This window comes from Saccharopolyspora oryzae, from assembly GCF_027853915.1.
GTDB lineage: Bacteria > Actinomycetota > Actinomycetes > Mycobacteriales > Pseudonocardiaceae > Saccharopolyspora > Saccharopolyspora oryzae.
In genome coordinates, this window is record NZ_JAQGLA010000101.1 from 1 (window position 1) to 22907 (window position 22907).

25 protein-coding genes and 1 pseudogene are annotated in these 22907 nt (G+C 70.7%); 5 read left to right on the plus strand and 21 right to left on the minus strand.

Features of this window, described 5'->3' with window-relative positions:
* Positions 1-223 (plus strand): annotated as a pseudogene (locus OU415_RS33765) (hypothetical protein); the annotation flags it as partial.
* A gap of 62 nt (positions 224-285) precedes the next feature.
* On the opposite strand, the gene OU415_RS33770 reads toward OU415_RS33765, so the two are convergent.
* From OU415_RS33770 to OU415_RS33800, 7 genes are all read right to left on the minus strand, one after another.
* A complete protein-coding gene (locus OU415_RS33770) occupies positions 286-1077 on the minus strand; it encodes a TIGR03084 family metal-binding protein (protein WP_270953637.1) in 792 nt (263 codons plus the stop codon).
* A gap of 16 nt (positions 1078-1093) precedes the next feature.
* Positions 1094-1489: a Zn-ribbon domain-containing OB-fold protein gene (locus OU415_RS33775; RefSeq protein WP_270953638.1), complete on the minus strand. Its 396-nt coding sequence runs from the start codon at positions 1487-1489 to the stop codon at positions 1094-1096.
* Positions 1490-1514: 25 nt separating this feature from the next.
* Complete coding sequence (locus tag OU415_RS33780) at positions 1515-2687, minus strand: thiolase family protein (RefSeq protein ID WP_270953640.1); 1173 nt, start codon at positions 2685-2687, stop codon at positions 1515-1517.
* A gap of 126 nt (positions 2688-2813) precedes the next feature.
* Complete coding sequence (locus tag OU415_RS33785; protein WP_270953642.1) at positions 2814-3398, minus strand: class F sortase; 585 nt, start codon at positions 3396-3398, stop codon at positions 2814-2816.
* Between the two features lie 81 nt (positions 3399-3479).
* On the minus strand, positions 3480-4088 hold the full coding sequence (locus OU415_RS33790) for a hypothetical protein (RefSeq protein ID WP_270953644.1): 609 nt from the start codon (positions 4086-4088) through the stop codon (positions 3480-3482).
* Between the two features lie 505 nt (positions 4089-4593).
* Entirely contained in the window at positions 4594-5787 is a 1194-nt protein-coding gene (locus OU415_RS33795) for an MFS transporter (protein ID WP_270953645.1), read from the minus strand.
* A 148-nt stretch (positions 5788-5935) separates the two neighbouring features.
* Positions 5936-6622, minus strand: coding sequence for a trypsin-like peptidase domain-containing protein (locus tag OU415_RS33800; RefSeq protein WP_270953646.1), 687 nt, complete (start codon positions 6620-6622; stop codon positions 5936-5938).
* Between the two features lie 322 nt (positions 6623-6944).
* On the opposite strand from OU415_RS33800, the gene OU415_RS33805 reads away from it, so the two are divergent.
* On the plus strand, positions 6945-7940 hold the full coding sequence (locus OU415_RS33805) for a sodium:calcium antiporter (protein WP_270953647.1): 996 nt from the start codon (positions 6945-6947) through the stop codon (positions 7938-7940).
* Here OU415_RS33805 and pqqE read toward each other — a convergent pair.
* The 8 genes from pqqE to OU415_RS33845 all read right to left on the minus strand — a co-directional run bounded on the left by pqqE (position 7920) and on the right by OU415_RS33845 (position 14136).
* Positions 7920-9014 (minus strand): pyrroloquinoline quinone biosynthesis protein PqqE, encoded by a 1095-nt coding sequence (gene pqqE / locus OU415_RS33810; protein WP_270953648.1) that lies wholly within the window; start codon positions 9012-9014, stop codon positions 7920-7922. The genes OU415_RS33805 and pqqE overlap by 21 nt on opposite strands.
* The gene (gene pqqD, locus OU415_RS33815; RefSeq protein ID WP_270953649.1) at positions 9007-9276 is read right to left on the minus strand and encodes a pyrroloquinoline quinone biosynthesis peptide chaperone PqqD; all 270 of its coding nucleotides are present in this window, start codon (positions 9274-9276) and stop codon (positions 9007-9009) included. The genes pqqE and pqqD overlap by 8 nt, the downstream gene beginning before the upstream one ends.
* Entirely contained in the window at positions 9276-9971 is a 696-nt protein-coding gene (pqqC, locus tag OU415_RS33820) for a pyrroloquinoline-quinone synthase PqqC (protein WP_270953650.1), read from the minus strand. Before pqqC ends, pqqD begins: the two co-directional genes overlap by 1 nt.
* The gene (gene pqqB / locus OU415_RS33825) at positions 9968-10897 is read right to left on the minus strand and encodes a pyrroloquinoline quinone biosynthesis protein PqqB (RefSeq protein WP_333779280.1); all 930 of its coding nucleotides are present in this window, start codon (positions 10895-10897) and stop codon (positions 9968-9970) included. The genes pqqC and pqqB overlap by 4 nt, the downstream gene beginning before the upstream one ends.
* Positions 10898-10984: 87 nt before the next feature.
* Positions 10985-11098, minus strand: coding sequence for a pyrroloquinoline quinone precursor peptide PqqA (gene pqqA, locus OU415_RS33830; RefSeq protein WP_270953651.1), 114 nt, complete (start codon positions 11096-11098; stop codon positions 10985-10987).
* 35 nt (positions 11099-11133) lie between these two features.
* Positions 11134-12816, minus strand: coding sequence for a PQQ-dependent dehydrogenase, methanol/ethanol family (locus tag OU415_RS33835; protein WP_270953652.1), 1683 nt, complete (start codon positions 12814-12816; stop codon positions 11134-11136).
* Positions 12817-12829: 13 nt separating this feature from the next.
* Positions 12830-13291 (minus strand): MSMEG_3727 family PQQ-associated protein, encoded by a 462-nt coding sequence (locus OU415_RS33840; RefSeq protein WP_270953653.1) that lies wholly within the window; start codon positions 13289-13291, stop codon positions 12830-12832.
* A gap of 263 nt (positions 13292-13554) precedes the next feature.
* Positions 13555-14136: a hypothetical protein gene (locus OU415_RS33845; protein WP_270953654.1), complete on the minus strand. Its 582-nt coding sequence runs from the start codon at positions 14134-14136 to the stop codon at positions 13555-13557.
* 117 nt (positions 14137-14253) lie between these two features.
* Here OU415_RS33845 and OU415_RS33850 point away from each other — a divergent pair, with 117 nt between their 5' ends.
* From OU415_RS33850 to OU415_RS33860, 3 genes are all read left to right on the plus strand, one after another.
* Positions 14254-15036: an NPP1 family protein gene (locus tag OU415_RS33850; RefSeq protein WP_270953655.1), complete on the plus strand. Its 783-nt coding sequence runs from the start codon at positions 14254-14256 to the stop codon at positions 15034-15036.
* An 84-nt stretch (positions 15037-15120) separates the two neighbouring features.
* On the plus strand, positions 15121-15801 hold the full coding sequence (locus OU415_RS33855; RefSeq protein ID WP_270953656.1) for an HAD family hydrolase: 681 nt from the start codon (positions 15121-15123) through the stop codon (positions 15799-15801).
* Positions 15798-16991, plus strand: coding sequence for an MFS transporter (locus OU415_RS33860; protein ID WP_270953657.1), 1194 nt, complete (start codon positions 15798-15800; stop codon positions 16989-16991). Before OU415_RS33855 ends, OU415_RS33860 begins: the two co-directional genes overlap by 4 nt.
* On the opposite strand, the gene OU415_RS33865 is transcribed toward OU415_RS33860, so the two are convergent.
* The 6 genes from OU415_RS33865 to OU415_RS33890 form a co-directional block, all read right to left on the minus strand.
* On the minus strand, positions 16988-18049 hold the full coding sequence (locus OU415_RS33865; protein ID WP_270953658.1) for a glycerophosphodiester phosphodiesterase family protein: 1062 nt from the start codon (positions 18047-18049) through the stop codon (positions 16988-16990). The genes OU415_RS33860 and OU415_RS33865 overlap by 4 nt on opposite strands.
* 152 nt (positions 18050-18201) lie before the next feature.
* Complete coding sequence (locus OU415_RS33870) at positions 18202-20496, minus strand: bactofilin family protein (protein ID WP_270953659.1); 2295 nt, start codon at positions 20494-20496, stop codon at positions 18202-18204.
* 89 nt (positions 20497-20585) lie between these two features.
* Positions 20586-21581, minus strand: a complete 996-nt coding sequence (locus OU415_RS33875) for a hypothetical protein (RefSeq protein WP_270953661.1) — start codon at positions 21579-21581, stop codon at positions 20586-20588.
* Positions 21578-21880, minus strand: a complete 303-nt coding sequence (locus OU415_RS33880) for a type VII secretion target (RefSeq protein WP_270953662.1) — start codon at positions 21878-21880, stop codon at positions 21578-21580. Before OU415_RS33880 ends, OU415_RS33875 begins: the two co-directional genes overlap by 4 nt.
* On the minus strand, positions 21880-22299 hold the full coding sequence (locus tag OU415_RS33885; RefSeq protein ID WP_270953664.1) for a YbaB/EbfC family nucleoid-associated protein: 420 nt from the start codon (positions 22297-22299) through the stop codon (positions 21880-21882). The genes OU415_RS33880 and OU415_RS33885 overlap by 1 nt, the downstream gene beginning before the upstream one ends.
* Positions 22300-22328: 29 nt before the next feature.
* The coding region (locus OU415_RS33890; RefSeq protein ID WP_270953666.1) for an ESX secretion-associated protein EspG at positions 22329-22907 on the minus strand (579 nt) is incomplete at its 5' end.

A 22907-nucleotide genomic window follows, 5' to 3' on the forward strand; every position in this document is an offset into this window, starting at 1 on the left:
CGGGCACGACGAGACCACCCCGATCGCGGCCTCCCGGATCCGCCGCCTGCCCACGGTCCCGGCCCAGGCCCGGCTCGACGAAGCCCTCGCCTCGCTACGCCGCTCGGGCAGCCACCTGGCCACCGCCGTCAACACGGCGGGCACACCGGTGGGGGTGGTGGCGATGGAAGACCTCGTCGAGGAATACGTCGGCACCGTCCGCGACACCACACACGTGCACTAGCACCGGAATCCGTTGGGGCGCTGCTCCGCCGCACCTGCGGTGGGCCAGCGCCCCGACTGCTTTCAGGACACCTCGCTGGGCCGACCGGACCCGGGTGCGCCGGCGAAGGCCTGGGCGATGGGCAGCCACTGCTCGGCGGTGGTCCCGGTGGCGGTGACCGCCAGGTCGTCGCGATGACGTCGTTGGGTGACCAGCAGGCAGAAGTCCAACGCGGGCCCGGTGACCCGGTTCGGCGCGTCCGGAGGTCCCCACGTCCACAGCCCGCCGTCCGGCGCGGTCAGCTCCACCCGCACCGGATCGGCAGGAACCGGCAGGTCGTGCAGCGCGAACGCGAAACCCAGCGTCCGCACGCCGAGGTGCGCGACGTTCCGCAACCTGGCGGTCGGCTCGCGGTGCAGACCGAGCGCGTCGAACACGTCCTGGCCGTGCGCCCAGATCTCCATGATCCGCGCGGTGGCCATCGACGGGACCTTCATCGGCGGGCCGAACCAGGGCACCCGGAGATCGGCAGGTGCTGAGGTCAAAGCGCGCTGCAAGTCCGCGCGCCCGGTGCGCCAGCGCTCCAGCAACTCCCGCGGATCCTGCCGGGCCCCCTCGGCGGCGCCTGCGTCGACCGCGTCGCCGAGCGGGATCGTGGCGGTGCGGACGTCCTCGCGGAACTCATCGGGGGCGGTCACCGCGCGGTGCGCCTTGGCGTCTGTCCACGTCAGGTGGGCGATCTGGTGCGCGATCGTCCACCCCTCGGCGGGCGTCGGCGTGGCCCACTGCTCGGAGTCCAGCGCGGCCACGACAGCGTCGAGTTCGGCGTTCTCAGCGCGCAGATCGGCGAGGATCGGGTTGTCCGATTCGGACATGCGGTGCTCCTGGAGGTCAGGCCGGGCGGAAGACTGGCACGGTTTCGCTGCCCTCGGCGTGGTCGAAGCCGACCACCAGCGCGAGCTCCGTGGTCACGTCCTCGGGGGCGATGTCGACGAGCCGGGCGTACAACCACGGTCCCTCGTCCAGCTCGACAAGCCCGGCGACGATGCGCGTGGGCTCGCCGTCGACGGGGGAGCGGCCGTGCACCACCGTCCAGGTGACCACCTTCGCCGTGCCGCGCGCGGGAGTCCAGGTCAGCCGCGTCGAGCCGCAGACCGAGCAGCACTCCACGTCCGGGGCGCTGATCGACGAGCAGTCCTCGCACCGCCGCAGAAGCAGCTCTCCCCGGGCGGTGCCGTCGAAGAACGGGGCTGACGCGGCGTCGCGGGTGACCGGGACGATCGGCATGCGGCTGTCCTTTCCGCTCGAGGGGTCAGCTGTGCGGGTGGGGGCTGAGCACGAGCGTGGCGTGGTGCGACAGCAGCCCGCCGTTCCCGCTGACCAGGACGACGTCGTTGCGCGGCGCCTGCCGGAGCCCGCCGTGCCCGCGCGCCTGGATGACTGCTTCGGACAGCGGGGTCATGCCCCACATGTAGTAGGACGACAGCTGGCCGCCGCCGGTGTTGACCGGCAGCGAGCCACCCGGGCCGAGCGCGCCGCTGGCGGCGAACGGGCCGCCTTCTCCCTTGGCGCAGAACCCGTAGTCCTCGAGCGTCAGCAGCGCGGTGTAGGTGTAGCAGTCGTAGAGCTCGGCCACGTCCACGTCGGAGATGTCGAGCCCGGCCATCTTCAGCGCCGCGGGACCGGCCTGCGCCGCGGCGCTGACCAGGCCGAACCGTCCGTCGCGGGCGTTCGGGTAGCCGACGTGGCCCTGCGCGAAGCCGAGCACGTGCACCGGCGGCTGGCGCAGCTGGGCCGCGCGGTCGGCGGAGGTGACGACGACGGCGATCCCGCCGTTGCTGACCAGGCAGCAGTCGAGCAGGTGCAGCGGTTCGGCGATCCAGCGGGACGCCTGGTGGTCGTCGACGGTGATCGGTTCGCGCATCTGCGCCAGCGGGTTCATCGCGGCCCACGCCCGCTGCGCGACCGCGATCGCGCCGAGCTGCTCGGAGGTGGTGCCGTAGGTCTCCATGTGCCGCCGCGCGGCCAGCGCGTACACGGCGTTGACGCTGGTCAGCCCGGCGGCCGGGACCAGTCCGGCGAAGCCGGTGGGCAACCCTCGGCCGGTGTAGACGGCGGCGCTGCCCTCGCCCTCGCGCAGCGGCGCGTCGGCGAACACGCACACCACCACGTCCGCCATCCCGGCTTGGACGGCCATCGAGGCGTGGGAGACCATCGCGCCTGCCGAGGCGCCGAAGGACTGGATCTCGGAGACCAGCCGCAGGTCCGGGAGCTGCAACTGGGACTGGAGGTCGACGCCGACCGCGCCGGGGGTGCCGGTGTTGGTGAGCAGACCGTCCACATCGGACAGTTCGAGTCCGGCGTCGGCCACCGCGAGCCGCACCGCATCGGCGGCGAACTGGGCCGCGCTGCGGCCGTAGACCTTGCCCATCTCGGTGATGCCGAGTCCGGCGATCACCGGGCGGCGGGCCGCCGAGCCGGTCATCCTGCCTCCCAGGAACTCGATTTACGGACCTCGCGCGGTCTGCAATTCGCTCGGACATCCTGACCCCTGGGCCGCGGGCCGCGCAAGGGCCCGCCCAGCGGTCGGGTTCTGGGAGTCCACAGAGGATTACCGGAGGTGGCCGAAGACGATGACGTTGTCCTCGTAGCTGCGGGCCGACTCGTCGAAGGCCCCGCCGCAGGTGATCAGGCGGATCTCGGGGCGCGGCACGTCGCCGTAGACGGCGTCGGTGGGGAACCTGTCCTTGGCGGCCGTCTCCACCCGATCCACCACGTAGGTGAGCTTCGACCCGTCCACCCGGTCGATGCTGATCGGGTCGCCGGGGCGCAGGTCGCGCAGCCGGTAGAACACCCCCGCCCGGGTGTAGGAGTCGACGTGGCCCAGCACGACGAAGGGACCGACCTCGCCCGCGCCCGGCCCGAGGTCGTACCAGCCGGCCTGCTCGGGTTTGTCGAGCGGCGGAACCTCGGCCGAGCCGTCGGGGTTGAGGCCCAGCGGAACCAGGCTGGAGGAGACGCCGATGCTGCGGATGCTGATGTCGCGCGGGCGCGGATCACCGGGGACCGGACCAGTGGTCTCGGCGTGGGTCGTCGCGGGCAGGAAGGTGGGGCGTGCGTCGACCGGGAGGGGGTCCGCCGACACCACGACGGTCAGCAGCACCGCGGACCAGATCAGGAGAATCGCGTTTCGCACGACGGACCTCCACCCGTTCGAGTTCGGCCGAACGGGTTGGCGGTGCGGCACCCTCAGGTCCGCACCGCCAACCCGCTCGGATCAGCTGCGCTGGTCAGCGCTGCGGCGTCGGTACAGGTGGGCACCGCCGGCCGCCAGGGCGGTGAGCGCGAGTCCGCTCACGGCCAGCAGCGGACCGGAGTTGTCGGTGTTCTCCTGCGCCGTAGCGCCACCGCCTGCCTGGACGCCACCCGTCGGCTTGTGCTCGACCTGCGGCACTTGCTGGGTGGGCTTGGGCATCTGCGGCTTGGCGGTAGGAACGTGGGTCGGCTTCTGCTGGGTCGGGCTCACCTGCGGTCGCTGCTGCTGCGGGCTCTGCTGCGGCGCCGGGGCCTGCTGCTGCGGCGGCGGTGCCGGAGCCGGAGCCGGAGCCTGCTCAGGAGGCGCGGCTGGCGGCGGAGCGACCTCGGGCGGAGGCTTGACCTCCTCGCACTCGCCCGGCTTGCAGGGCGGAGGTGGGCATTCCTCGGGCTTGCAGTGCTCCGGCGGCTTGGGCTTGCCGCAGTCCGAACCCTCGTCGCACTGGTTGATCCCGGGCAGTGATGGCGGTTCCGGTTCCGGTTCCGCCACGGCGGCCAATGGGGTCAGGGCGAACGACGCCCCCAGCACGAAGGCGGCGATGCCGCTGACGCGTACTAGCTTCGCGGGCACCTGAACCTCCTTTGATCAGTTGAGTGGAATTACTCTCAAAATCATTTTCCGTTCGCCTCGCGTGATTTGTTAAGGAGGCTGTTTCGTACGGTAAGCACGTATTTCCCGGTCGGCAGCGGCAGGAATGCATGATCATACGATCGAGGTGTAGCTGATATGTCCAATCGGGACTCAACATCACTGATCGTGAGAACAAGGTCGAAAAATGGGAGGTCGATCGTGCCGATTGTTGATGTCGGCTGAAGCCAGATCGGGTGACATGACTACGGATAGTGATATCGATGTTTTGTTGATCTGGCGAATCGACCACTGGGGCAGATCGATTTTCGCGGCAATCCCCCATTGCGGTCACGGCAGTGGAGAATTCGATCAGGGGTGCGCTGATCGAATTCTTGGGCAATTGCGATCAAGGCTGCGGTGAAATGATCGAACTATTTGAATCCGATCTCGAGAATTGCCGATCGATCAATTTCTCGGGAAAAGGCGATCGCGCACTGTGGACGGCTCAGCGGCGTGCGGCGCCGGTCGACCGGGCGCCCAGCGCGCGCATCGCGAAGGCGCCGAGGATCGGGCCCGGGGCCAGCACGAGGAAGGCGTACTGCCAGCCGGTGAGCGCGGCGATCGCGGGAACCAGGTTGATGGTGACCACCGTGATCAGGAAGCCGATCGCGGTCTGCGCGGTCAGCGCGGTGCCGATGTAGCGGGAGTCGGCCACCTCGCTCAGCGCGGTGGAGAACACCCCGGAATCGGCGATCACCGCCGCGCCCCAGATCAGGAGCAGCACCACCAGCACCGGCTGGGAGGCGCCGAACGCCAGCGGCGACAGCAGGCAGCACGCGCCGCTGACGACGAGCGCGAGCCCGGCGGCGGGCGCCCGGCCGAAGCGGTCGGCGCCCCAGCCGCCGATCAGGCAGCCGACCACGCCGGCGATGCCGATGGCCGCGAAGGACAGCAGCCCGACGGTCGTCTCAGCGGCACCGGTGCCGGCGGTCACGAACGCCGGGAGCCAGGTCCACAGGGCGTAGAGCTCCCACATGTGCCCGAAGTAGCCGAGGTTGGCCAGCCTCGGGCCGCGTTCGCGGAACATCTCGAGCGCGTACCGCGGCCGGTGCTGCGCGGTTCCACCCGACAGGTGCGGGCCCGGCCGCACCACGGCCGCCGCCAGCACTGCGGCCGCGACGCCGATGCCCGCGGCGGTGAACAGCACGTGCTGCCAGACGAGAGTGCCGAGCCCCTTGATCAGCTGGGGCAGCGCTGAACCGACGGTGAGCGCGCCGATGAGGACGCCGAGCGCCAGCCCGCGGCCGGTGGAGCCGAACCAGGACGCCATCAGCTTCATGCCCACCGGGTACACCCCGGCCAGGAAGAAGCCCGCGCACAACCGGCAGAGCACCGCGGGCCAGAACCCGTCGGCGAACAGCGGCACCGCGGCTGTCGCCGCGGCCGCGCCGAGTGCCGAGACCGCGGCGACCCGTTGCGGTGGGAACCGGTCGGGCAGGTTGAACGCAGCCGAGGTGACCGCCCCCAGCACGAAGCCGACCTGCACCGACGCGGTGAGCCACACGGCCTGCAGGTCGCTGATGTGCCAGGACTGGCGCAAGCTGGGCACGACCGCCGAGGCGGAGAACCACATCGCCATCGCCAGGACCTGCATGGCGGCGATGAGCCCGAGCTGGACGTACCGGTTGTTGCTCGCCATCGACGCCCAGCCGCTCCTCGTGTCCGCCTCCCGCCGCGCTGACCGGCGGCCGGCGACGGGAGAAATTACCCGTGCGGATCGGCTCCGGTCCAGGTGTGCCGCGACACGTCGTGACCGCGGGTGCGGGTGGGGCTGGACCTTCCGCTCGTCACCGGAGGGGGCGGAAGCTCTGGGTGCCGGTCACCAAGTGGACGTCGCGCAGCGCCGAGTGGGCGTGGAGGTAGTTCAGCTCGTGCGCGAGATCGCCGACGCCGTTGCTGCCGAAATCGGGCGAGATGTTCAAAGTGGACAGAACGCCGACCGCGCGGCCCGCGGCATCCAGGACGGCGCTGCCGGAGTCGCCGGGGAGGCCCGGTGTCGTGGTCCGGATCGTGTGGTTCCAGCCGCCTGCGCTGTCGCCGAGCGACGTGCCCCGCTTGGCGTTCGGATCGGTGGCCTCGCCGCCGAGCTGTGCGCTGCCGTAGGTCACGACCTCGTCGTTCTTCCGGAGCCCTGCGGTGTTCAGCCCGGTGGGGCCGCCCCAGATCGGCAGGCTCGGGTTGACCTTCGCGACGTCCGCCGGGTCCAGTTCGACCAGCGCGAGGTCGTTGTGCGCGCACGCGTTGGCATCGGTCTCCCGGATCGCCTGCATGGTCAGCCACGAGCTGTAGACCAGCACGCCCTCCTTGCTCGCGCCGGTGATCCGGACCTTGGTGCCGATGGGCAGCGAAGGGCTCGTGCAGCCGTTGATCTGGTCCACGGCCCCGGTGGCCGCGCAATGCGCGGCCTGCCCGAGGTAGACCTTCGACCCGCTCTCGAAGACGAAGTTCGACGTGCACTGGGCGTTCCCGGTCACTGTCTGCACCCCCGGATGCACGGCAGCGGTCGATGCAGCAGCCCAGTCCGGCGCAGCCGAAGCGTACCCGGCCGTCAGAACGACGACTCCGAGCAGCGGAACCACTTGCGCCACAAGCTTCTTGGCGATCACGACGTCCTCCCGGAGCAGGCCGGTTCCGAGCCGGCAGCTTCCTGGTACCACGCCGGGGGCCACACGGCGATGCGGATCTGAGCGGCGGTTCCGGAAGGGGCTGGTGTGGCAGGCGAGCAGCGTCCGGGTGCGGCGGCCGGGGCCCGCGTCGATGCTGGGCGGGGACCGCGTTCGGTGGGGGGATTGCGGGATGGGTTCGTTGTTCGTCTTCGCCGCGGGGGCGGCGCTGCTGATCTACAGCGCTGAGAAGCTGATCGGCTACCTCGTCGGGGCGGCCAGCGGGCTGAAGATCTCGGTGTTCCTCCTCGCGATCGTGTTCACCGGGATCGAGTTCGACGACGTCGTGCTCGGCGTCGCGCTCAACCTCGAAGACCTCGACGACGTCGCGCTCGGACTGGTCATGGGCACCGCGATCTCCTACACCGGGGTCGTGCTCGCGCTCGCCGCGATCATCGCGCCGACGACCGTGCGGATCCCCCGCGACTACCTGGCCATATTCGCCGTCGCGCCGCTGCTGATGGGTGCTTTCCTGCTCACCGCCTCCTCGCTCACCGTCCTCGACGGCCTGCTGCTGCTCGGCCTCTTCGCGCTGTTCACGGCCTACGTCGCGGTGCGCGAACTCCGCCGCGAGGAGCCGACGTTCCGCAACGCGGAGGTCTGCGAGGAGGCGGAGAAGAGCGACGACCGGCTGCCGTTCACCGCCTCGCGCAAGTTGCCGGGCTGGGCCGATCTGGGGCTGGCCGTGGTCGCGCTGGCCGGTCTCGTCATCGGCGCCGCGGCCACGAGCATCGGCACGCAAGGCATCCTGCTCACCTACGGGATCGGCGGGACCGCGTTCGGTGCCACGATCATCACCGTCGCGCTGACCCTCGAGGACATCTTCCTGACGGTCGAACCGTTCCGGCGCGGGGTGCCGGCGATCGGGATCGGCAACGTCATCGGCAGCACGGTCTTCTCGGTGACCGGGAAGCTGGGCGTCGTCCTGCTCTCCGGCGGCGCCATCGAGGTCGGGCCGGACGTGCTCAGGTGGCACCTGCCGGTGCTCGTGGGGATGACCGCCCTCGCCGCGCTGTTCCTCCACCGCGGGAGGCTGCGGCGCTGGCACGGTGGCGTGCTGCTCGGGCTCTACGTCGCTTACTGGATCGTCAGCTTCGCGGTGTTCGGGTCAGCTCCGGTCGAGTCGTGACGGGTGCGGCCGGGGGATCAGGGCGGTTTCGACGGGCTGGTCGGCGTTGGCGGATCGGACCGCGTCCGCGACGAGCCCGTGGTCGGGGGACAGCGAGCAGACCGGGTCGGTGCGGGCCGCGTCGCCGGTGAGCAGGAAAGCCTGGCAGCGGCAGCCGCCGAAGTCGATGTCCCGGCGGGCGCAGCTGCGGCACGGTTCCCCCATCCAGTCGGTGCCGCGGAAGGCCTGGAACACCGGTGATTCCGCCCAGATCCAGGCCAGCGGGCGGTCCCGGACGTTCGCGCGCGGCAACGGCAGTTCCTGCGCGGCCGGGCAGGGGAGCGCATCACCGTTGGGCGCCACGGTGAGCTGCCGCTGGCCCCAACCACCCATGCAGGGCTTGGGGCGTTGGCCGTAGTAGTCGGGCAGGACGTAGATGATCTCCATCCGCCCGGCGAGCCGCTCGCGCGCGGCGCGCACGACGACCTCGGCCCGTTCCAGCTGCGCCCGGCTGGGCAGGAGGGCCTCGCGGTTGCGCCGGGCCCAGCCGTAGTACTGGGTGTTCGCCAGCTCGACGCGATCGGCGTTCAGGTGCTCGGCCATGGCCAGGACGTCGGCGATGCCGTCGATGTTGAGCCGGTGCAGGACCACGTTCAGCGTCAGCGGCCAGCCCAGCTCCTTCACCAGGTGCGCGGCGGCGATCTTGCGCCGGAACGAGGTGGTGCCCGCGATGCGGTCCGATGTCGTCGCCTCGTGGGACTGGACGCTGATCTGCACGTGGTCGAGCCCGGCGGCGCGCAGCTGCTCGGCCCGGTGCGCGGACAGGCCCAGCGCGCTGGTGATGAGGTTGGTGTACATGCCCAGCTCGTGGGCGCTGCGCACGATGTCCACGACATCCCGGCGCTGGAGCGGTTCACCGCCAGAGAGGTGGAGCTGGAGGACGCCCAGCTCGCGGGCCTCGGCCAGCACTCGCTGCCACTCCGCGGTGTCCAGTTCGTCCTGGTAGTCGGCCATGTCGAGCGGGTTGGAGCAGTACGGGCAGTGCAGCGGGCAGGCGTAGGTGAGCTCGGCGAGCAGGCCGAAGGGACTAGGCATCCCGCACCTCCAGGTAGCGCTTGCCGACCAGGCGGGTGAGGAACCGCGCCACCTCGTCGGCCGCCACCTGCTGGTACCGGCCGCGCAGCTCCTGGACGATCTCGGCGACGCTGCGCCGCCCGTCGCAGAGCTCGAGCACGGCCGCTCCGGTCGGGTTCAGCACCGACACCGCTTCCGGGGTCAGCAGCAGGTGCTGCTCGCGCACCCGGTCGAAGGTCAGGCGCACGTGCGAGGTCAGCTCCGGTCGGCTGGACGGGTGCATCACGCCGGTCCGGTCGAGCCGGGATACGCCCGGTCGATGCCGTCGAGGACGCTCCAGAGCACGTCGTTCTTGAACGCCAGCGCATCCACCGCCCTGGCTTGCTGCTCGGCCGTGCGGCAGTGCTCGGTCACCACCTCCAGCGCGTGCTCGGCGTCCCGCGGGGCCTGGGTGAGGCGGGACCGGAAGTAGGCCAGGCCGTCGCGGTCGATCCACGGGTAGTGGCGTTCGAAGGCGGCGAGGCGCTCGGCCATCAGGTCCGGCGCGAACAGCTCGGTCAACGACGACGCCACCGCCTCGACCCACGGCCGGGTGCGGGCGAAGTTCACGTAGGCGTCGACGGCGAAGCGGACCCCCGGCACGACGTGCCGCTCGTCGAGGACCTCCGCGCGGGACAGGCCGACCGCTTCGGACAGCCGCAGCCAGGCCTCGATGCCGCCCTCCGAGCCCTCCGTGCCGTCGTGGTCGAGGATGCGCTGGATCCACCTCCGGCGGACCTCCCGGTCCGGGCAGTTGGCCAGGATCGCGGCGTCCTTGCGGGGGATGTTCTCCTGGTAGTAGAAGCGGTTGGCCACCCAGCCCCGGATCTGCGCGGGGGCGAGCTCGCCCGCGTTCATCCTGACGTGGAACGGGTGCTGGCTGTGGTAGCGCTGCGACTGGGCCCGCAACGCATCGGTGAAGCTGCCGGTGGTCGTCAAGGCGTCAACCGCACCTCCAATCCGTCCGAGGCGATCTCGATCCCGTGCTGCTCGACGACGCGCCGCTCGGGTGCGTCGTTGAGCAGCACCGGGTTGGTGTTGTTGAGGTGCACGTAGATCTTGCGCTGCGCGGGCAGCTCGGCCACTCGTCGCAGGCTGCCGTCCGGGCCGGCGATGGGCAGGTGCCCCATGTCGCGGGAGGTCTTGCTCGCCAGGCCGAGCCGGATCATCTCGTCGTCGTGCCAGCACGTGCCGTCGATGAGCAGGCAGTCGCAGTCGGACAGCTCCGCCAGCACCGCCGCGGTCAACTGCTGCACCACCGGCAGGTACACCGCGGTGCGGCCGCTGGTCCGATCGGTCAGCCGGTAGCCGACGACGCGACCGTGCTCCCGGCCGGGCCCGAAGCGGTTGCGCTTGTCGGTCGGCACGTCGAAGGCCCGGTAGGACAACCCGCCGCCGAGCCGGGTTTCCTCGCCGGGCACGACTTCCCGCCACGTCACCGCGCAATAGGCCTCCAGCGTGCGCAGGATCGCCGTTGCGCGGCACAGGGTTTCCCGCACCGCTGCGGTGGCGTGCAGTTCGATCGACTTCGCCTCGCGCAGCAGCAGGAGACCGAGGGTGTGGTCCAGCTCGGCGTCGGTGAGCAGGACGGCCTGCAACGGCGTGGCCCGGCCCGCGCCCGGCTGCAGCGCGTGGAACGACTCGATCTGGGTGCGGATGTCCGGGGATGCGTTGAACAGGAACCACCGCTGGTGGTCGGTGCTCACCGCGATCGACGACTGCGTCCGGGGACGGCCGGGACGAGACCCCGCGCGCACCGCGCGGCAGTTCGGACAACCGCAGTTCCACTGCGGAAACCCGCCGCCGGCAGCCGAACCGAGCACCCGCAACCACATTCCCAGTCCCTTCGCCGGAAGACCTGTCATTGATCTTTTGCTTTGATGCGCCGCAGGCGCATAGCCCACCCTCGGCGGTGCGCAAAGCGAGTTCAAAACAGGTTCTGAAAGACCGGGCTAGTCGTCCATTTGCGCGACGTACATCGTCACTTCGGCCGCGCAGCCGACCTCTTCGAAGTCCGGTGTTTCCCAAGCGGCGAGTTCCGGTTGCGCAGCAACGGATTCCATCATCTGTCCTTCCTCTTGGTGTTCTCCGACGAGTCAGCTCAGTCGGGAAGTGCGAAGGCGAACAGTGCGTCCCCGTGGGGTGACCCGAGCATAGCGGGCAAGAAGCCCTCGACCCAGGCTCCCCACCCGACTGGCACAGCGATGTACTGCTTCCCGTCGACGCTGTAGGTGGTCGGATTGCTGTGGTGCCCGCAGCCGGTCTGGAACTGCCACAGCAGCTCGCCGCTGCGCGCGTCGTAGGCGTTGAACTCCCCGGTGGGCTCCCCGGCGAACACCAGATCACCGCCGGTGGCCAGCACCGATGCGCACATCGGGACGTCGTTGTCCCAACGCCACACCTCCCTGCCGGTGGCCGGGTCGAACGCCGACACCGAACCCCGCATGTCCGTGCCGTCGACGGTCACGCTGGCGCCCCAGTAGGGGATGCTCTCCTTGAACTCCCGGCGGCGGCGCGTGACCTTCGCGCCGACGTCCTGCACCGGCACGTAGCAGAGCTGCGTGCGCGGGCTGTAGGCGGCGTGCGTCCACTCCTTGGCACCGGCGGGCCCCGGCCAGAAGTGGACCTCCTCGCCCTCGGCGTCCGGGAACACCTTCGGCGTGACCTTCCCGCTCGGGTCGATCTCGCCCCAGGTGATGCGGTCGACGAACGGCGCGACCCGGACGAGTTCGCCGTTGGTGCGGTCGAGGACGAAGAAGTAGCCGTTCTTGTCGAAGTGCGCCAACAGCTTCCGGCCGTCGGAGTCGAACAGGATGTGCTCCATCGTGCTGTCGTAGTCCCACAGGTCGTGCGGGTTGTACTGGTAGTGCCAGCGGATCTCGCCGTTGTCCGGGTCGACGGCGATGACGCTGTCGGTGTGCAGGTTGTCGCCCGGGCGCACCGCGCCGTCGAAGTCCGGCGCCGGATTGCCGGTGCCCCAGTACATGAGGTTCAGCTCCGGGTCGAAGCTGCCGGTGATCCACGGGTTCCCGCCGCCGCGCGTCCAGGCCGGGCCGTCCGGCCACGTGTCCGATCCCGGTTCGCCGGGCTTGGGCACCGTGTAGGTGCGCCAGACGTGGCGCCCGGTGTCCAGGTCGAAGGCGTCGAGGTGGCCGCGCACGCCGAACTCGCCACCCGAACTGCCGACCACGACCAGGTCCTTGACCACCAGGGGAGCGACGGTGGCGCTCTCGCCAGCCCGCACGTCGCCGTACGCGGCGTCCCAGAGCAGGTGCCCGTCGATGGCGTCGAGCGCGATGATGTGGGCGTTGAGCGTGACGACGAAGACCTTCCCCTTGGCCACCGCGACCCCGCGGTTGACGTTGCCGCAGCACAGCGAGGTGTCGTAGGGGATGGCGTGCTTGTAGCGCCACAGCTCCCGCCCGGTCCTGGCGTCGATGGCCCACACGAAGCCGTCCCAGCCGGAGACGAACATGATCCCGTCCACGACGATCGGGGCGGCCTCGAACGAATAGGTCGACGCACCCGCGTGCAGTCCGCTCGATCCGGATTGGAACACCCAGGCGGGCTTCAGGGCGCCGACGTTCTCGGTGTTGATCTGGTCCAGCGGGCTGTAGCGCTGCCCGTCGTAGGCGCCGTAGTAGGTGAGCCAGTTCTGCGGTTCCGCGCGGGCGTTGCGGATGCGTTCGTAGGTCACGTCCTGGACCACCGGTGGAGCGCTGCCCGGCAGGCCGCTCAGAGAGGCGTACCCGACGGCGCGCCCGGCATCCACGTATTGCGTCATGGCCTGCTCCTCCTCACGGGCGAGGTTGGTCCGGGCGGTCCAGCCGGGCCTGCTCCGGGACGTCGCCGAGCACCACGATCGCTCCCACCAGGCCGCGGCCTTCGTCGTTGCCGATGGGGGAGCTGTACCAGTAGTAGCCGGGACCGTCGAGGTTCAGCGAGGCGGTTCCCCGGGACTGCACCGGCAGCCAGATGAACTGGCTGTCGCCGTTGCTGGGCAGCAGCGCGCAGTGCGTGTTCTGGTCGTCGTTGACGATCTCCAGCACGAGGTCGCCGCCGTGCGGCATCACCAGGATCGAGGGATCCCAGATCAGCTCGTCCGGCGCGATCCGGATGCGGGCGCGCAGGCGGCCGTCGGAGTCCTCCTCGGCGTACCCGAGGCCGCCGTGGGCGGCCATCCGGCCGAGCACGGCGCCGTTCTGCTTGTCCAGTCCGATCTCGTTCACCAGCGCCGACAAGTCTTGTGCGGTCGGCATCGGCCTCATCTCCTACTCCCGCGCCCCGGGAGGGCCCGCGGGTGGTGCTGCTTGTCCGCGCGCCCTCGCTGTGTGACCAGGGCGGATGAGGATGGGGACGGGCACGCCGGTGCGGCACCCCGGACCGGCCGCCCGACACCTCCCCCGTCGCGCGGACCCGTCAAGGTGCAGGATAACCCCGCCGCGGCCGAGCATCAGGTGGGCGAATTTCGTTGACGGGAAAGGACTTCGTCAATGTATCTCGCCTGAGCATCCACTGTGGACTACTGCGGTGCTCGGCGGGTGTCGAACTGCTCGACGGTGCTGATGCCGTGGTCCAGCACCGCCCGGTAGACCTCGTAGCTGGGCGGCTGCTCCGGCCGGTGCGCCAGTGCGGACTTGATGCGCAGGATCGTGCGGCGGTGCTCGTCGGTCAGCCGCGGGGGCAGGGTGCGCAGGTGTTCGAGGTCGGGTTGGCGGTCCGGCTCGTCGACGAACCAGATGTCCAGCGTCCAGTCCTGCTCGGCCGGGCAGCGGTACTCGACGCCGAGGTAGAGGCCGTCGGGGTAGCGGGGATCGGTGTTCCAGCGCCCGGTGTCGTCGCGGAAGCGGACCTGGCGAACGCGGTCGTGGACGGCGAGCTGGGCGCCGATCCCGGCCACGGCCGACTTGGCGGCGGCGTCGAGGAGCGGGCAGATGACCGTGATGTCGAGGTCCCGGCGCACCATCAACCCCAGCGCTGCGCTGCCCACTCGCACGGGCTCGCCCAGCGCTGCCAGCAGTTCGCCGAGGCGGAGATCGGTGTGCACGTCGTCGGCTTCGGCCTGGAGTTCTCGTTGCTGCACCAGCAGCTCGGCGGAGGTCATTCCGAGTCATTCTGCCAGCGCGGTGCGGCGAGAAGTCGCCAGCGGTGTTCCGGCACCTCCGGCGCCGTGCGTAGGGTCGTGCTGATCTCCGCGGGCCGATCGGAAGGTGCTGCCGTCATGGGTGCTGCGCGCCGGAAACCGACCAGCTGGTTCACCGCGCGGGCGCTCATCGGCGCATCGGCACTGGTGTTCGTGCTGCCGCCGGGGGCGGCGTTCGCGGAACCGCCGCAAGCGCTGCCGGGCTCGGCCCCGGACGCCGACGGCAAGTGGCAGCCCGCCTTCGACTACGACGGGGACGGTTGCTACCCGACCCCGGCGATCGGGCCGGACGGCACCGTGGCCGAAGGGCTGAAGCCGTCCGGTTCGCTCAACGGCAACTGCCACGACGAGTCGGACCTGGACAACACCAACTCCTACTCCCGCGCCAAGTGCGATCCGAGCGGCTGGTGCGCCTACCTCTACGACCTGTACTTCGAGAAGGACCAGGCGCTCGACGGCGTGGACGACGCCTTCGGGCACCGACACGACATCGAGCACGTCGTGGTGTGGGTGCGCGACGACCGGGCCGAGTACGTCTCCACTTCGGCGCACGGCGGGTACTCGACGTACCCGGCCGGCGAGGTGTCCTGGGAGGGCACCCACCCGAAGATCGTCTACCACAAGGACGGCGCCAGCACGCACGCGTTCCGCCTGGCCAACGCCGATGAGGAGCCGGAGAACCACCGCGGGACCTGGCAGTACCCGCCGCTGGTGGGCTGGGAGGACTACCCGGAGGGGATCCGCGACGTGCTCACCTCCGCCGACTTCGGCAAGGCGAGTCTGGGGATCGAGGACGGCGCTTTCGAGGACAACCTCGCCAAGGCGAAGCCGGAGGGCATCGCGTTCGACCCGCACGGCTGATCCGCATGCCCGGTTTCTGCCCTGGTCCTCCCGCACCGGTGTCCGGTTGACTTCCCGGCAACCGATCATCGAGGAGGGCAGACCGTGGTGGTCAGCGAGCCCGGAGCGCAGCCGGCGGTCGCGCACGTCGTGTGGGACTGGAACGGAACCCTGTTCGACGACGCCGATGCGCTGATCCAGTCCACCATCGAGGCGTTCGAGGCGACCGGATCACCACCGATCACCGTCGACCAGTACCGCAGGCAGCACACCCAGCCGATCGACGTGTTCTACGACCGGCTCTTCGGCGCACCGGTGCCACCGGACCTGCGGAGCGCACTGCACGCGGCGTTCCACGAGGCCTACTCGCGGCGCCGGCCATCCCTGGCGCTGGCGGTGGACGCCCGCGAAGCGCTGGGTGCGATCACGACCAGGGGGCTGTCGCAGTCGTTGTTGTCGATGCATCCGCACGACCGCCTGACCTCGTTGGTCGACCGCTTCGGCATCGCCGCGCACTTCGCCCGCATCGACGGACAGCGCGGCCCGGACCGCGGCTTCAAACGCGCCCACCTGGCCGAACACCTGGAGCTGTTGGGACTGGCGAGCGGTGACGTGCTGCTGATCGGGGACAGCGTCGACGATGCGGCCGCGGCCGAGGCGGTCGGGGCGCGATGCGTGCTCTACGCCAGCGGGCTGCACGCCACCGAAGTGCTGGCCGAGCAGGGAGTTCCGGTCGTGACGTCGTTGCGCGCGGCGATCGAGTTCGCCGGAGGGGAGGTGCGGTGAGCACCGGGACGACGGTGGGGAGCAGCGCTGGTTCGGTCGTGGCGGTGCTGCGATCCCGTTACGTGCCAAGGCTTCTGTCCGCTTCGCTGATCGGCCGGTTGCCCACCGGCATGGCGCCGCTGGCGATCCTGCTGGCGGTGCGCGAGCACGGCGGTGACTACCGCTTGGCAGGTCTGCTCGCCGCGCTGTACGCGGGCAGCGCCGCGGTGTGCGGTCCGGTGCTCGGGCGGTTGATCGACCGGACGCGCCAGGCGCCGGTGCTGCTGGCCAGTGCGGCGATCTCGACCGCCGCGTTCCTGGTGCTGGGCTTGGTCGACCCGGTCCGGTCGGCGGCGATCAGCGCTGCGGCTGCGGTGGTCGCAGGCGCGGCGACTCCGCAGCTGGAACCGTGCTTGCGCGTGCTGTGGGAGCGCGTCGTGGCCGGTGAGCACAACATCCGCGCGGCGTTCTCGCTGGACGCGGCCACGCAGGAACTGATCTTCGTGTGCGGGCCCCTGGTGGTCCTCGGCGTGACCGCTTTCGGCGGGCCGTCCGCGGGACTGCTCGCGGAAGCGGTGGTGGGCCTGCTCGGCGCCACGTGGTTCGCGACCGCGCGCCCGGCTCGGTCGTGGCGCGGTACGCACGCGGAGCGGCACTGGGCGGGTCCGTTGCGCGGTCCGGGTGTGCTCCGGTTGTTCGCGGCATTGGTCTGCGTCGGCGCCACGATCGGTGCTTTCACCGTCGGCATCACGGGATACGCGGAGGTGGCGGGGAGTCCGTCCGCGGCCGGCTGGCTGATCGCGCTCAACGCAGCCGGTGCGTTGCTTGGCGGAATCGCCTACACCGCCATTCCCGTCGCACGCCGAGAGGACCGCCGGCTGCTGGTGCTGCTCGCCCTGCTCGCTGTCGGTTACCTACCGCTCGTGCTGGTCCTGGGCCTGCCGGCCATGTCGGTGTTCGCCTTCCTCAGCGGATGCGCGTTGCCCGCCGTGCTGGCATCGGCCTTCGCTCTCATCGCCCGGATGGCCCCGGAAGGCACGCTGACCGAAGCCCACGCCTGGATGATCACGTCCTTCGGCGTCGGCAACGCGCTGGGCTCGGCAGCGGCGGGCACCCTGCTGGACCTGGTCTCGCCCGCCGCGGCCTTCACCCTGGCCACGGCGGCTGCCTGCGCCAGCACGGCCCTCGCCATCCGCCGACTGCTCACCTAGTCACCGGGGTACTGCTCGGGCAACTCGAATCCGCGCTGTCGCATGACTTCGCGGAGCCGGTCGGGGTAGTCGGTGATGATTCCGTCGACGCCGTCGTCGATCAGTTCGTGCATGGTGGGTTCGTCGTCGACGGTCCAGGGGATGACCTCGATCCCCGCTCGGTGCGCGCGCTTGACCATGTCCTTGGTCGTGTACGGCACGTAGTCCGGGTCCGTGACCTTGCCGTCCTGGGGATATCCGTGCACCGGGGAGAGGCCGTCGGCGTCGAAGGAGGCGACGGCGGCGACGAGGTCACCGTCGAAGTCGTCGATGTCGATGCCGCCCAGCCAGGGAGAGGCGCCGGGTCGGCCAGGCTGGAGGAACTGGTCGCCGTTGGTCAGTGCGACGATGGGCAGCTCCGGGGCGACTTCCCGCATGCGCATCAGCGCGCCCCAGTCGAAGCTCTGGATCGAGACGCGGTCGGCGAGGCCCGATTCGCGCACCTGGCGGGCGACGATCTGCACGAATTCCTCGCGGGGCGCGGTTTCCTGCGGCGCTCCGGCTTCGACCTTCGTCTCGACGTTGAGCCACACGTCGTCGGCGTCACGCTCCTCGACCAGGTCGAACACCTCGGTCAGGAGCGGCATGCGAGCGCCCGGGCTGGGCCGTTGTGCCGGGTGCTGCGGCAGGGTCTGGGATCCGCAGTCGAGGGTGCGCACCTGCGCCAGGGTCAGGTTGACGATGTACTTGCCGACGTAGGGGTACTCCGGGTCTCCTGGGAAGGCCGGTGCGGTGTCGAGGCATTTCGCACCCGAGATCTTCCGGTCGTGGGTGACCACGGCGTGGTGGTCCTCGGTGATCTGGACGTCGAGTTCCAGTGTGCTCACCCCGACCGCGAGCCCGTTGGAGAACGAGTCGAGCGTGCTCTCCACGACCAGGCCGAGCCCGCCCCGGTGGGCTTGCAGGTCGAAACCGCCAGGGCCGTAGTGGTCGCCCGGGTCGGCGAACGCGGTTGGGATGGTCAACGCCGTGGTGCAGCACGTGGTCACCAACGCGACCACGATGCGTCGCAGCGACATGGGGCTCCTTTGCGCGAGCAGGGAACTGCGGGTGCGTGGACGCTAATGGGCCGACCTGTCGAAAAGCTGTCGCCGATGCTGCGCCCGGGCTAGCGGACCGTGACGAACAGGAACGCCGAGATCCAGGCCGGCTCGTCGGCCGTCGTGATCGGTCAGCGTTCGCGGTGCAGGCCTCGGCTGACGCCTGCCGCCACTGTCGTGGCCAGGGTCCAGCCCGCGGTCACCAGGGCCACCGTGACCCACTGGGAGGCACCGCGGGCTTGCCACATGTCGTCGTGGCCGAGGCTCACCACCGGGAGCATCTGGTCCAATGTGTACAGCAGCGGGTTCCAGACCGGGTGGTCCTGCTCGTTGATCGGGACCAGCGGGTGGAAGCTGAACCACGCGGTGCCCACCACCGCGAACGCCGCCAGCCACACCAGCGCCCGCATCGGCCGGTACCCGTAGCCGACGGTGGCCCGCTGCAACCAGCTCCACACCTGCACCGGCCAGCGCAGTCCGGGGCGCGCGGTGCGGGAGATCGCCGCGTAGCGGTGGCGCTGCTTCTCGATCAGCACCGAAACCGCGTGCTCCTCCAGACCGTTGCTGCGGAAGACCGCCGCCAGCTGGTCGTAGGGGCCCGGCTGGTAGGCCCCGTCGGAGGTGGCGCGCAGCCAGCCCAGGCGCTGGCGCACCCGCTCCTGGTCGTCGAGCTCGAAGGACTCCGCGAAGTTCTGGTACGAGAAGTCCTCGCAGTCCACCCCGCGCGTCGACTCCCACACCGCCGAGTTGTCGGCGAGCAGCTCGCACTGCGCCTGCCGCAACGTGATCCGCCCGCGCGGTGGCGTGCGCGGGAGCAGCGTGAGCTCCTGCGTCTGCACACCCGAGGCGTTGAACGCCGTCCTCGACGCGCCGTCGCCGAGTTCGCAGCCCCAGAAGTTGACGTGCCGCCCGATCTGCGCCCACCGCAGCTGCACCGTGCCCTCGGCCAGGAACACCTGCTCGCCCTCGGCGCAGATCAGGTCGCGCTCGATGCGGGCCGCGCGCAGGTCCAGCGACGGCTTGTAGTTGTGGCGGTGCTGGTGCCAGGCGGGTTTGGTCAGCTGCGTTCCGCGCAGGTCGAGGTTCGCGCCGATCTGCACGCTCGGCAGCTGCAGCGATCCGACGACCTCGGCGTCCCGGCACTCCAGGTTGCTGCCCGCGGACAGCCTGCTGCCCACCAGGACGTCGGTGCGCGGCCCGGTCAGCCGCGCGTTGTTGAGCTGGACGCTGCCGCCGACTTTGACGTCGGTCATCCGCCACTGCCCGTGCACGGCGACGTGGCGCGCGTCCAGGTTGCCCGACACCCTCGTCCCGTCCAGGTTGATCGCGCGCAGCGGGTGCACCACGGAGTCGGTGGGGGAGCGCAGCCACCCCACGTCGACGGCCGCACCGGTCATCCGCAGGTTGCCGCCTACTATGGCGCTGACCAGGCGCAACGTGCCCCCGCTGCGGAAATCCTGGTCGATCTGGACCTCGCCGCGGATCTCGCAGCGATCGGCGATCAGCGAAGCGGTCGGGTCGTCGTAGTTCGAGTCGCCGCGTCGCGGTGGTCGCGCACCGGGTTCCAGCACGGCGTCGCGCAACCGCAGGTCCCCGGCGATGTGCGCGCTGGGCAGGCGCAGCGTTCCGGCAGCGGTGAACGACCGGCCGGTGAGCGGGTCGACGTCCAGCCGCAGCGAGCCGCCGATGCGGATTCCGGTGGCGTTGAGCGCGTTCTGACCGCGGTTGCGCAGGGCCGCGCCGGACAGCGTCAGGTTGCCGCCGATCTTCGCGCCGGGGATGCGGACCTCACCGGCGGTGTGCAACCGGATCCCGATCAGCGCACCGGACACCGACAACCGGTCCGCGTAGACGCAGCGCTGCCCGGGATTGCGCAACTCGCTGTCATTGAGCAGCAGGGACCCGCCGAGGTCGGCATCGGCCAGGTCGAGCATCCCGCCGACGCTGGCGCAGTTGCGCAGCACCACGTCGTTGCCGACCGCGAGGTTGCGCGCGTGCAGGCCCGGGAACCGGCAGTGCCACAGCACCAGTCCGGCCAGCCTCGCCTGCCGCAGGTCGGGCGCGGCCTCGAACCGGCAGCCCACGAACTCCAGCAGGTACGGCAGATCGGCGTTGCGCAGGTCGAGCTGCCCGGTGATGGTGACGTTCTCCACCGCGATGACCAGCGGCTGCGCGCCGCGCCGGGCGAACAGCCGCGAGCCGCCGTCCTCCAAGGACTCGATCAGCCGGGCCGAGAGGTACTCCCCGCGGATCTCCTGCTGGTCGGCGGATTCCGGGCCGGCTTCGGGCTCCTCGGTCCGGTCGGCCGACCGCGGTGTTCCCCCGGGTGCGAGCAGCTCGTCGAACCGGCGCTCGGCGTCGGTCAGCGGTTCTCCGGCGTTCTTCGCCCTGCCGGCCAAGGTTCGCCCCATCGACCACGAACTCACCGCACCCACGGTAGTGGATCAGCACCCCGGCGGAGGCGGGATTCACCCGGCACGCGCAAGGTCGTCCCACCGCCGGGGTGTCGGCCGGATCAGCTGTAGGTCGGGGGAACCTGCCGCTCGTCGGGCCGGAACTGCGACGTCGACGTGGTGTTCCAGGCCGGCGTCGTGCTCGCGGGGTGGGTCGTGCTTGACGTGGGCGTGGTGCTCGACGTGCCAGTGCTGCCCGACGTCGCCGAAGTGCGCGAGGTGGGAAGCGTGCCCGACATCGACGTGCTGCTCGACGTGGGCGTGGTGCCCGACGTGGCGGTGCTTCCCGAAGACCCGGTCGACTGCTGGCAGAGGTCGCTGATGGCGGAGATCGCGTCGGTGAGGGCGGTGACCGCCTTCGTCGTGGTCGCCACGTGCTTCATCAGGCCCTGCGCGCTGGAGAGCAGCTGCTGCATGACCGCCACGATCCGGCCGCCGTACTCGGCCGCGACCTGCACAGCTTGCGGGATCGCCGCCGCCACGCTGGCGCCGAAGGTGGCCTGCGCCGCCGCCAGCGCCTGCTGCATGATCATGATGATCTTGCCGGTGGCCTCGGTGATGAGCGTGGTGACCTCCTGCATCGCCTTCGCCGCCGCTTCGCCCGCACCGGTCGCCGCTTCGGCCAGCGCCACGCTCGCATCGCCGAGCCCGGCGATGCCGTCGACGAGTTCCGCACCGGTCTTGAGGTAGCCCGCGGCGGCGTCGCCGGACCAGCCGCTGGTCTCGGGGCCGATCGACTGCTGGTAGGAGTCGGCGACCGAGGAGACGTTGCGCCCCGAGTCCTGGAACCCCTGCGAACCGGAGGAGATCGTGCTCGGATCGCCCGCCAGCTGCTGCAGCGGTTCCTCGAGGAACGACACCGACCCGGTGAGGAAGCCGAACCCGGAGTCCGACAGCGCGGACAGCGGGCTGCTCGTCGACCCGAGGGACTCCACGCCGGGGTTCGAACCGCTCAGACCACCGGAGAGCCAGCTGCGGTCGCGGACCGCGGCGATGGTCGACTTCAGCTGCTCGAGCTCCTCGGGCTTGGTCGCACCGATCGTGATCTGCACCGTCATCGCGAGTCCTCCCGCAGCAGCCGCACCGCGTTGTCGTCGTCGGCGCGCTCGTAGTCCTCCGCGGTGCGCACCAGCGCCGAGCTGACGGCGTTCACCGCCGAACCGGCCTGGGCGATGGCCTGCCCGGTCTGGGCCATGGCCGAACCCAGCCCGGCGGTGAGGAACTGGAGGAACGTGCCGAGCGAGTTCTCCGCCGGGCCCTCCGGCAACGCCCCGGCCGCGTCGGACAGCCCGCCGGCGAGGCCGCTGACGGTCTTGGCGTGCGCCCGGATCTGCTCCGGATCCACCTGCAAGCCCATCAGACGATCACCACCGGGTTGGCGAAGAAGTCGTCGTCGTTGTCGTCGTCGACCCGGCGCTGACCGGCCTCGACACCGGCCGCGGGCGGCATGTTCTCCTTGACGAACTCCAACGCGGGGCCGTCGCCGACGTACTCGGTCATGATCTCCACGACCTGCGCCCCGACGGTGCGCTGCGCCTGCTGCGCGGTCGTCAGGATGAGCTGCGCCAGCTGCTCGGCCTCCAACGCCCGCGCCGCGGGCGTGAGCCGGATGTCCTCCATCGCGCCGCTGGGCCCGACCTGGACCGCGACCTCGCCGCGCGGCGAAGTCGCGGTTCCGCTCATCTGGCGCAGGCTCTCGTTCGCGGCCTTGGCGTTCGCCGCGGCCCGGGCGAGCCGCTCGTCGTAGCCCGCCAGCCACTGCGCTGCTTGTTCCACCGTGTTCCCTCCCTGGCTCCGCGCCGCGTTCACCGCGGCTCGCGCGCGATCCTGGCCAGGTCTTCGACCGCGAACCGCAAATCGTTGTGCCGCATCGGGTTGACGCTCACCCAGCCGTGCTTGGCCGGGGCCACCCGGACCCGTCCGCGCGGACCGTCCAACCAGGACAGTGCGGCGCCCGCCCGGGACCTGCCGCCCGCACCGCGCCGCGTCGCACCGACCTGCCCGCGACCGGTCAGCGCGGGCAGCAGGCCGGCGAGCTGGTCCAGCGCATCGGGATCCCCGCCGCAGTCGCGGACGAGTTCGCGCAGACGACGTTCCTTCTCCCGGTCCTCCTCGATCTCGCTTATCAGCTGGGCGGCGGTGGCCACCGCGCGCTCGGGCAGCGTGATCGGCATCGTCCGGGCCGGTGCCACGTCGGGAACCAGCTCGAGCAGCGCATCGGTGAGCGAATCCGCCGGAACCCGCTGCATCCGCACGAGTTGCGCCGGATCGCCGTCCAGCGGCTGCACGCAGATCAGCGCCCACGAGCGGTAGACGATGGCGACCACCGCCGTCGCGCCCGACCCGTCGGCCAGCACCGCGGGACCGTGGACCTCGTGCTGGCC

What these genes read in the sequence shown, in the direction of transcription:
- pqqB (WP_333779280.1), bottom strand. Translation starts at nt 10,897, where the DNA reads ATGACAGGTCTTCCGGCGAAGGGACTGGGAATGTGGTTGCGGGTGCTC.
- OU415_RS33840 (WP_270953653.1), bottom strand. Translation starts at nt 13,291, where the DNA reads ATGCCGACCGCACAAGACTTGTCGGCGCTGGTGAACGAGATCGGACTG.
- OU415_RS33850 (WP_270953655.1), top strand. Translation starts at nt 14,254, where the DNA reads ATGGGTGCTGCGCGCCGGAAACCGACCAGCTGGTTCACCGCGCGGGCG.
- OU415_RS33880 (WP_270953662.1), bottom strand. Translation starts at nt 21,880, where the DNA reads ATGGGCTTGCAGGTGGATCCGGAGCAGATCCGGGCGCACGCCAAGACC.
- OU415_RS33805 (WP_270953647.1), top strand. Translation starts at nt 6,945, where the DNA reads ATGGGTTCGTTGTTCGTCTTCGCCGCGGGGGCGGCGCTGCTGATCTAC.
- OU415_RS33865 (WP_270953658.1), bottom strand. Translation starts at nt 18,049, where the DNA reads ATGTCGCTGCGACGCATCGTGGTCGCGTTGGTGACCACGTGCTGCACC.
- OU415_RS33845 (WP_270953654.1), bottom strand. Translation starts at nt 14,136, where the DNA reads ATGACCTCCGCCGAGCTGCTGGTGCAGCAACGAGAACTCCAGGCCGAA.
- OU415_RS33780 (WP_270953640.1), bottom strand. Translation starts at nt 2,687, where the DNA reads ATGACCGGCTCGGCGGCCCGCCGCCCGGTGATCGCCGGACTCGGCATC.
- OU415_RS33835 (WP_270953652.1), bottom strand. Translation starts at nt 12,816, where the DNA reads ATGACGCAATACGTGGATGCCGGGCGCGCCGTCGGGTACGCCTCTCTG.
- pqqD (WP_270953649.1), bottom strand. Translation starts at nt 9,276, where the DNA reads ATGCACCCGTCCAGCCGACCGGAGCTGACCTCGCACGTGCGCCTGACC.
- OU415_RS33770 (WP_270953637.1), bottom strand. Translation starts at nt 1,077, where the DNA reads ATGTCCGAATCGGACAACCCGATCCTCGCCGATCTGCGCGCTGAGAAC.
- pqqE (WP_270953648.1), bottom strand. Translation starts at nt 9,014, where the DNA reads ATGCCTAGTCCCTTCGGCCTGCTCGCCGAGCTCACCTACGCCTGCCCG.
- OU415_RS33795 (WP_270953645.1), bottom strand. Translation starts at nt 5,787, where the DNA reads ATGGCGAGCAACAACCGGTACGTCCAGCTCGGGCTCATCGCCGCCATG.
- OU415_RS33875 (WP_270953661.1), bottom strand. Translation starts at nt 21,581, where the DNA reads ATGACGGTGCAGATCACGATCGGTGCGACCAAGCCCGAGGAGCTCGAG.
- OU415_RS33775 (WP_270953638.1), bottom strand. Translation starts at nt 1,489, where the DNA reads ATGCCGATCGTCCCGGTCACCCGCGACGCCGCGTCAGCCCCGTTCTTC.
- pqqA (WP_270953651.1), bottom strand. Translation starts at nt 11,098, where the DNA reads ATGATGGAATCCGTTGCTGCGCAACCGGAACTCGCCGCTTGGGAAACA.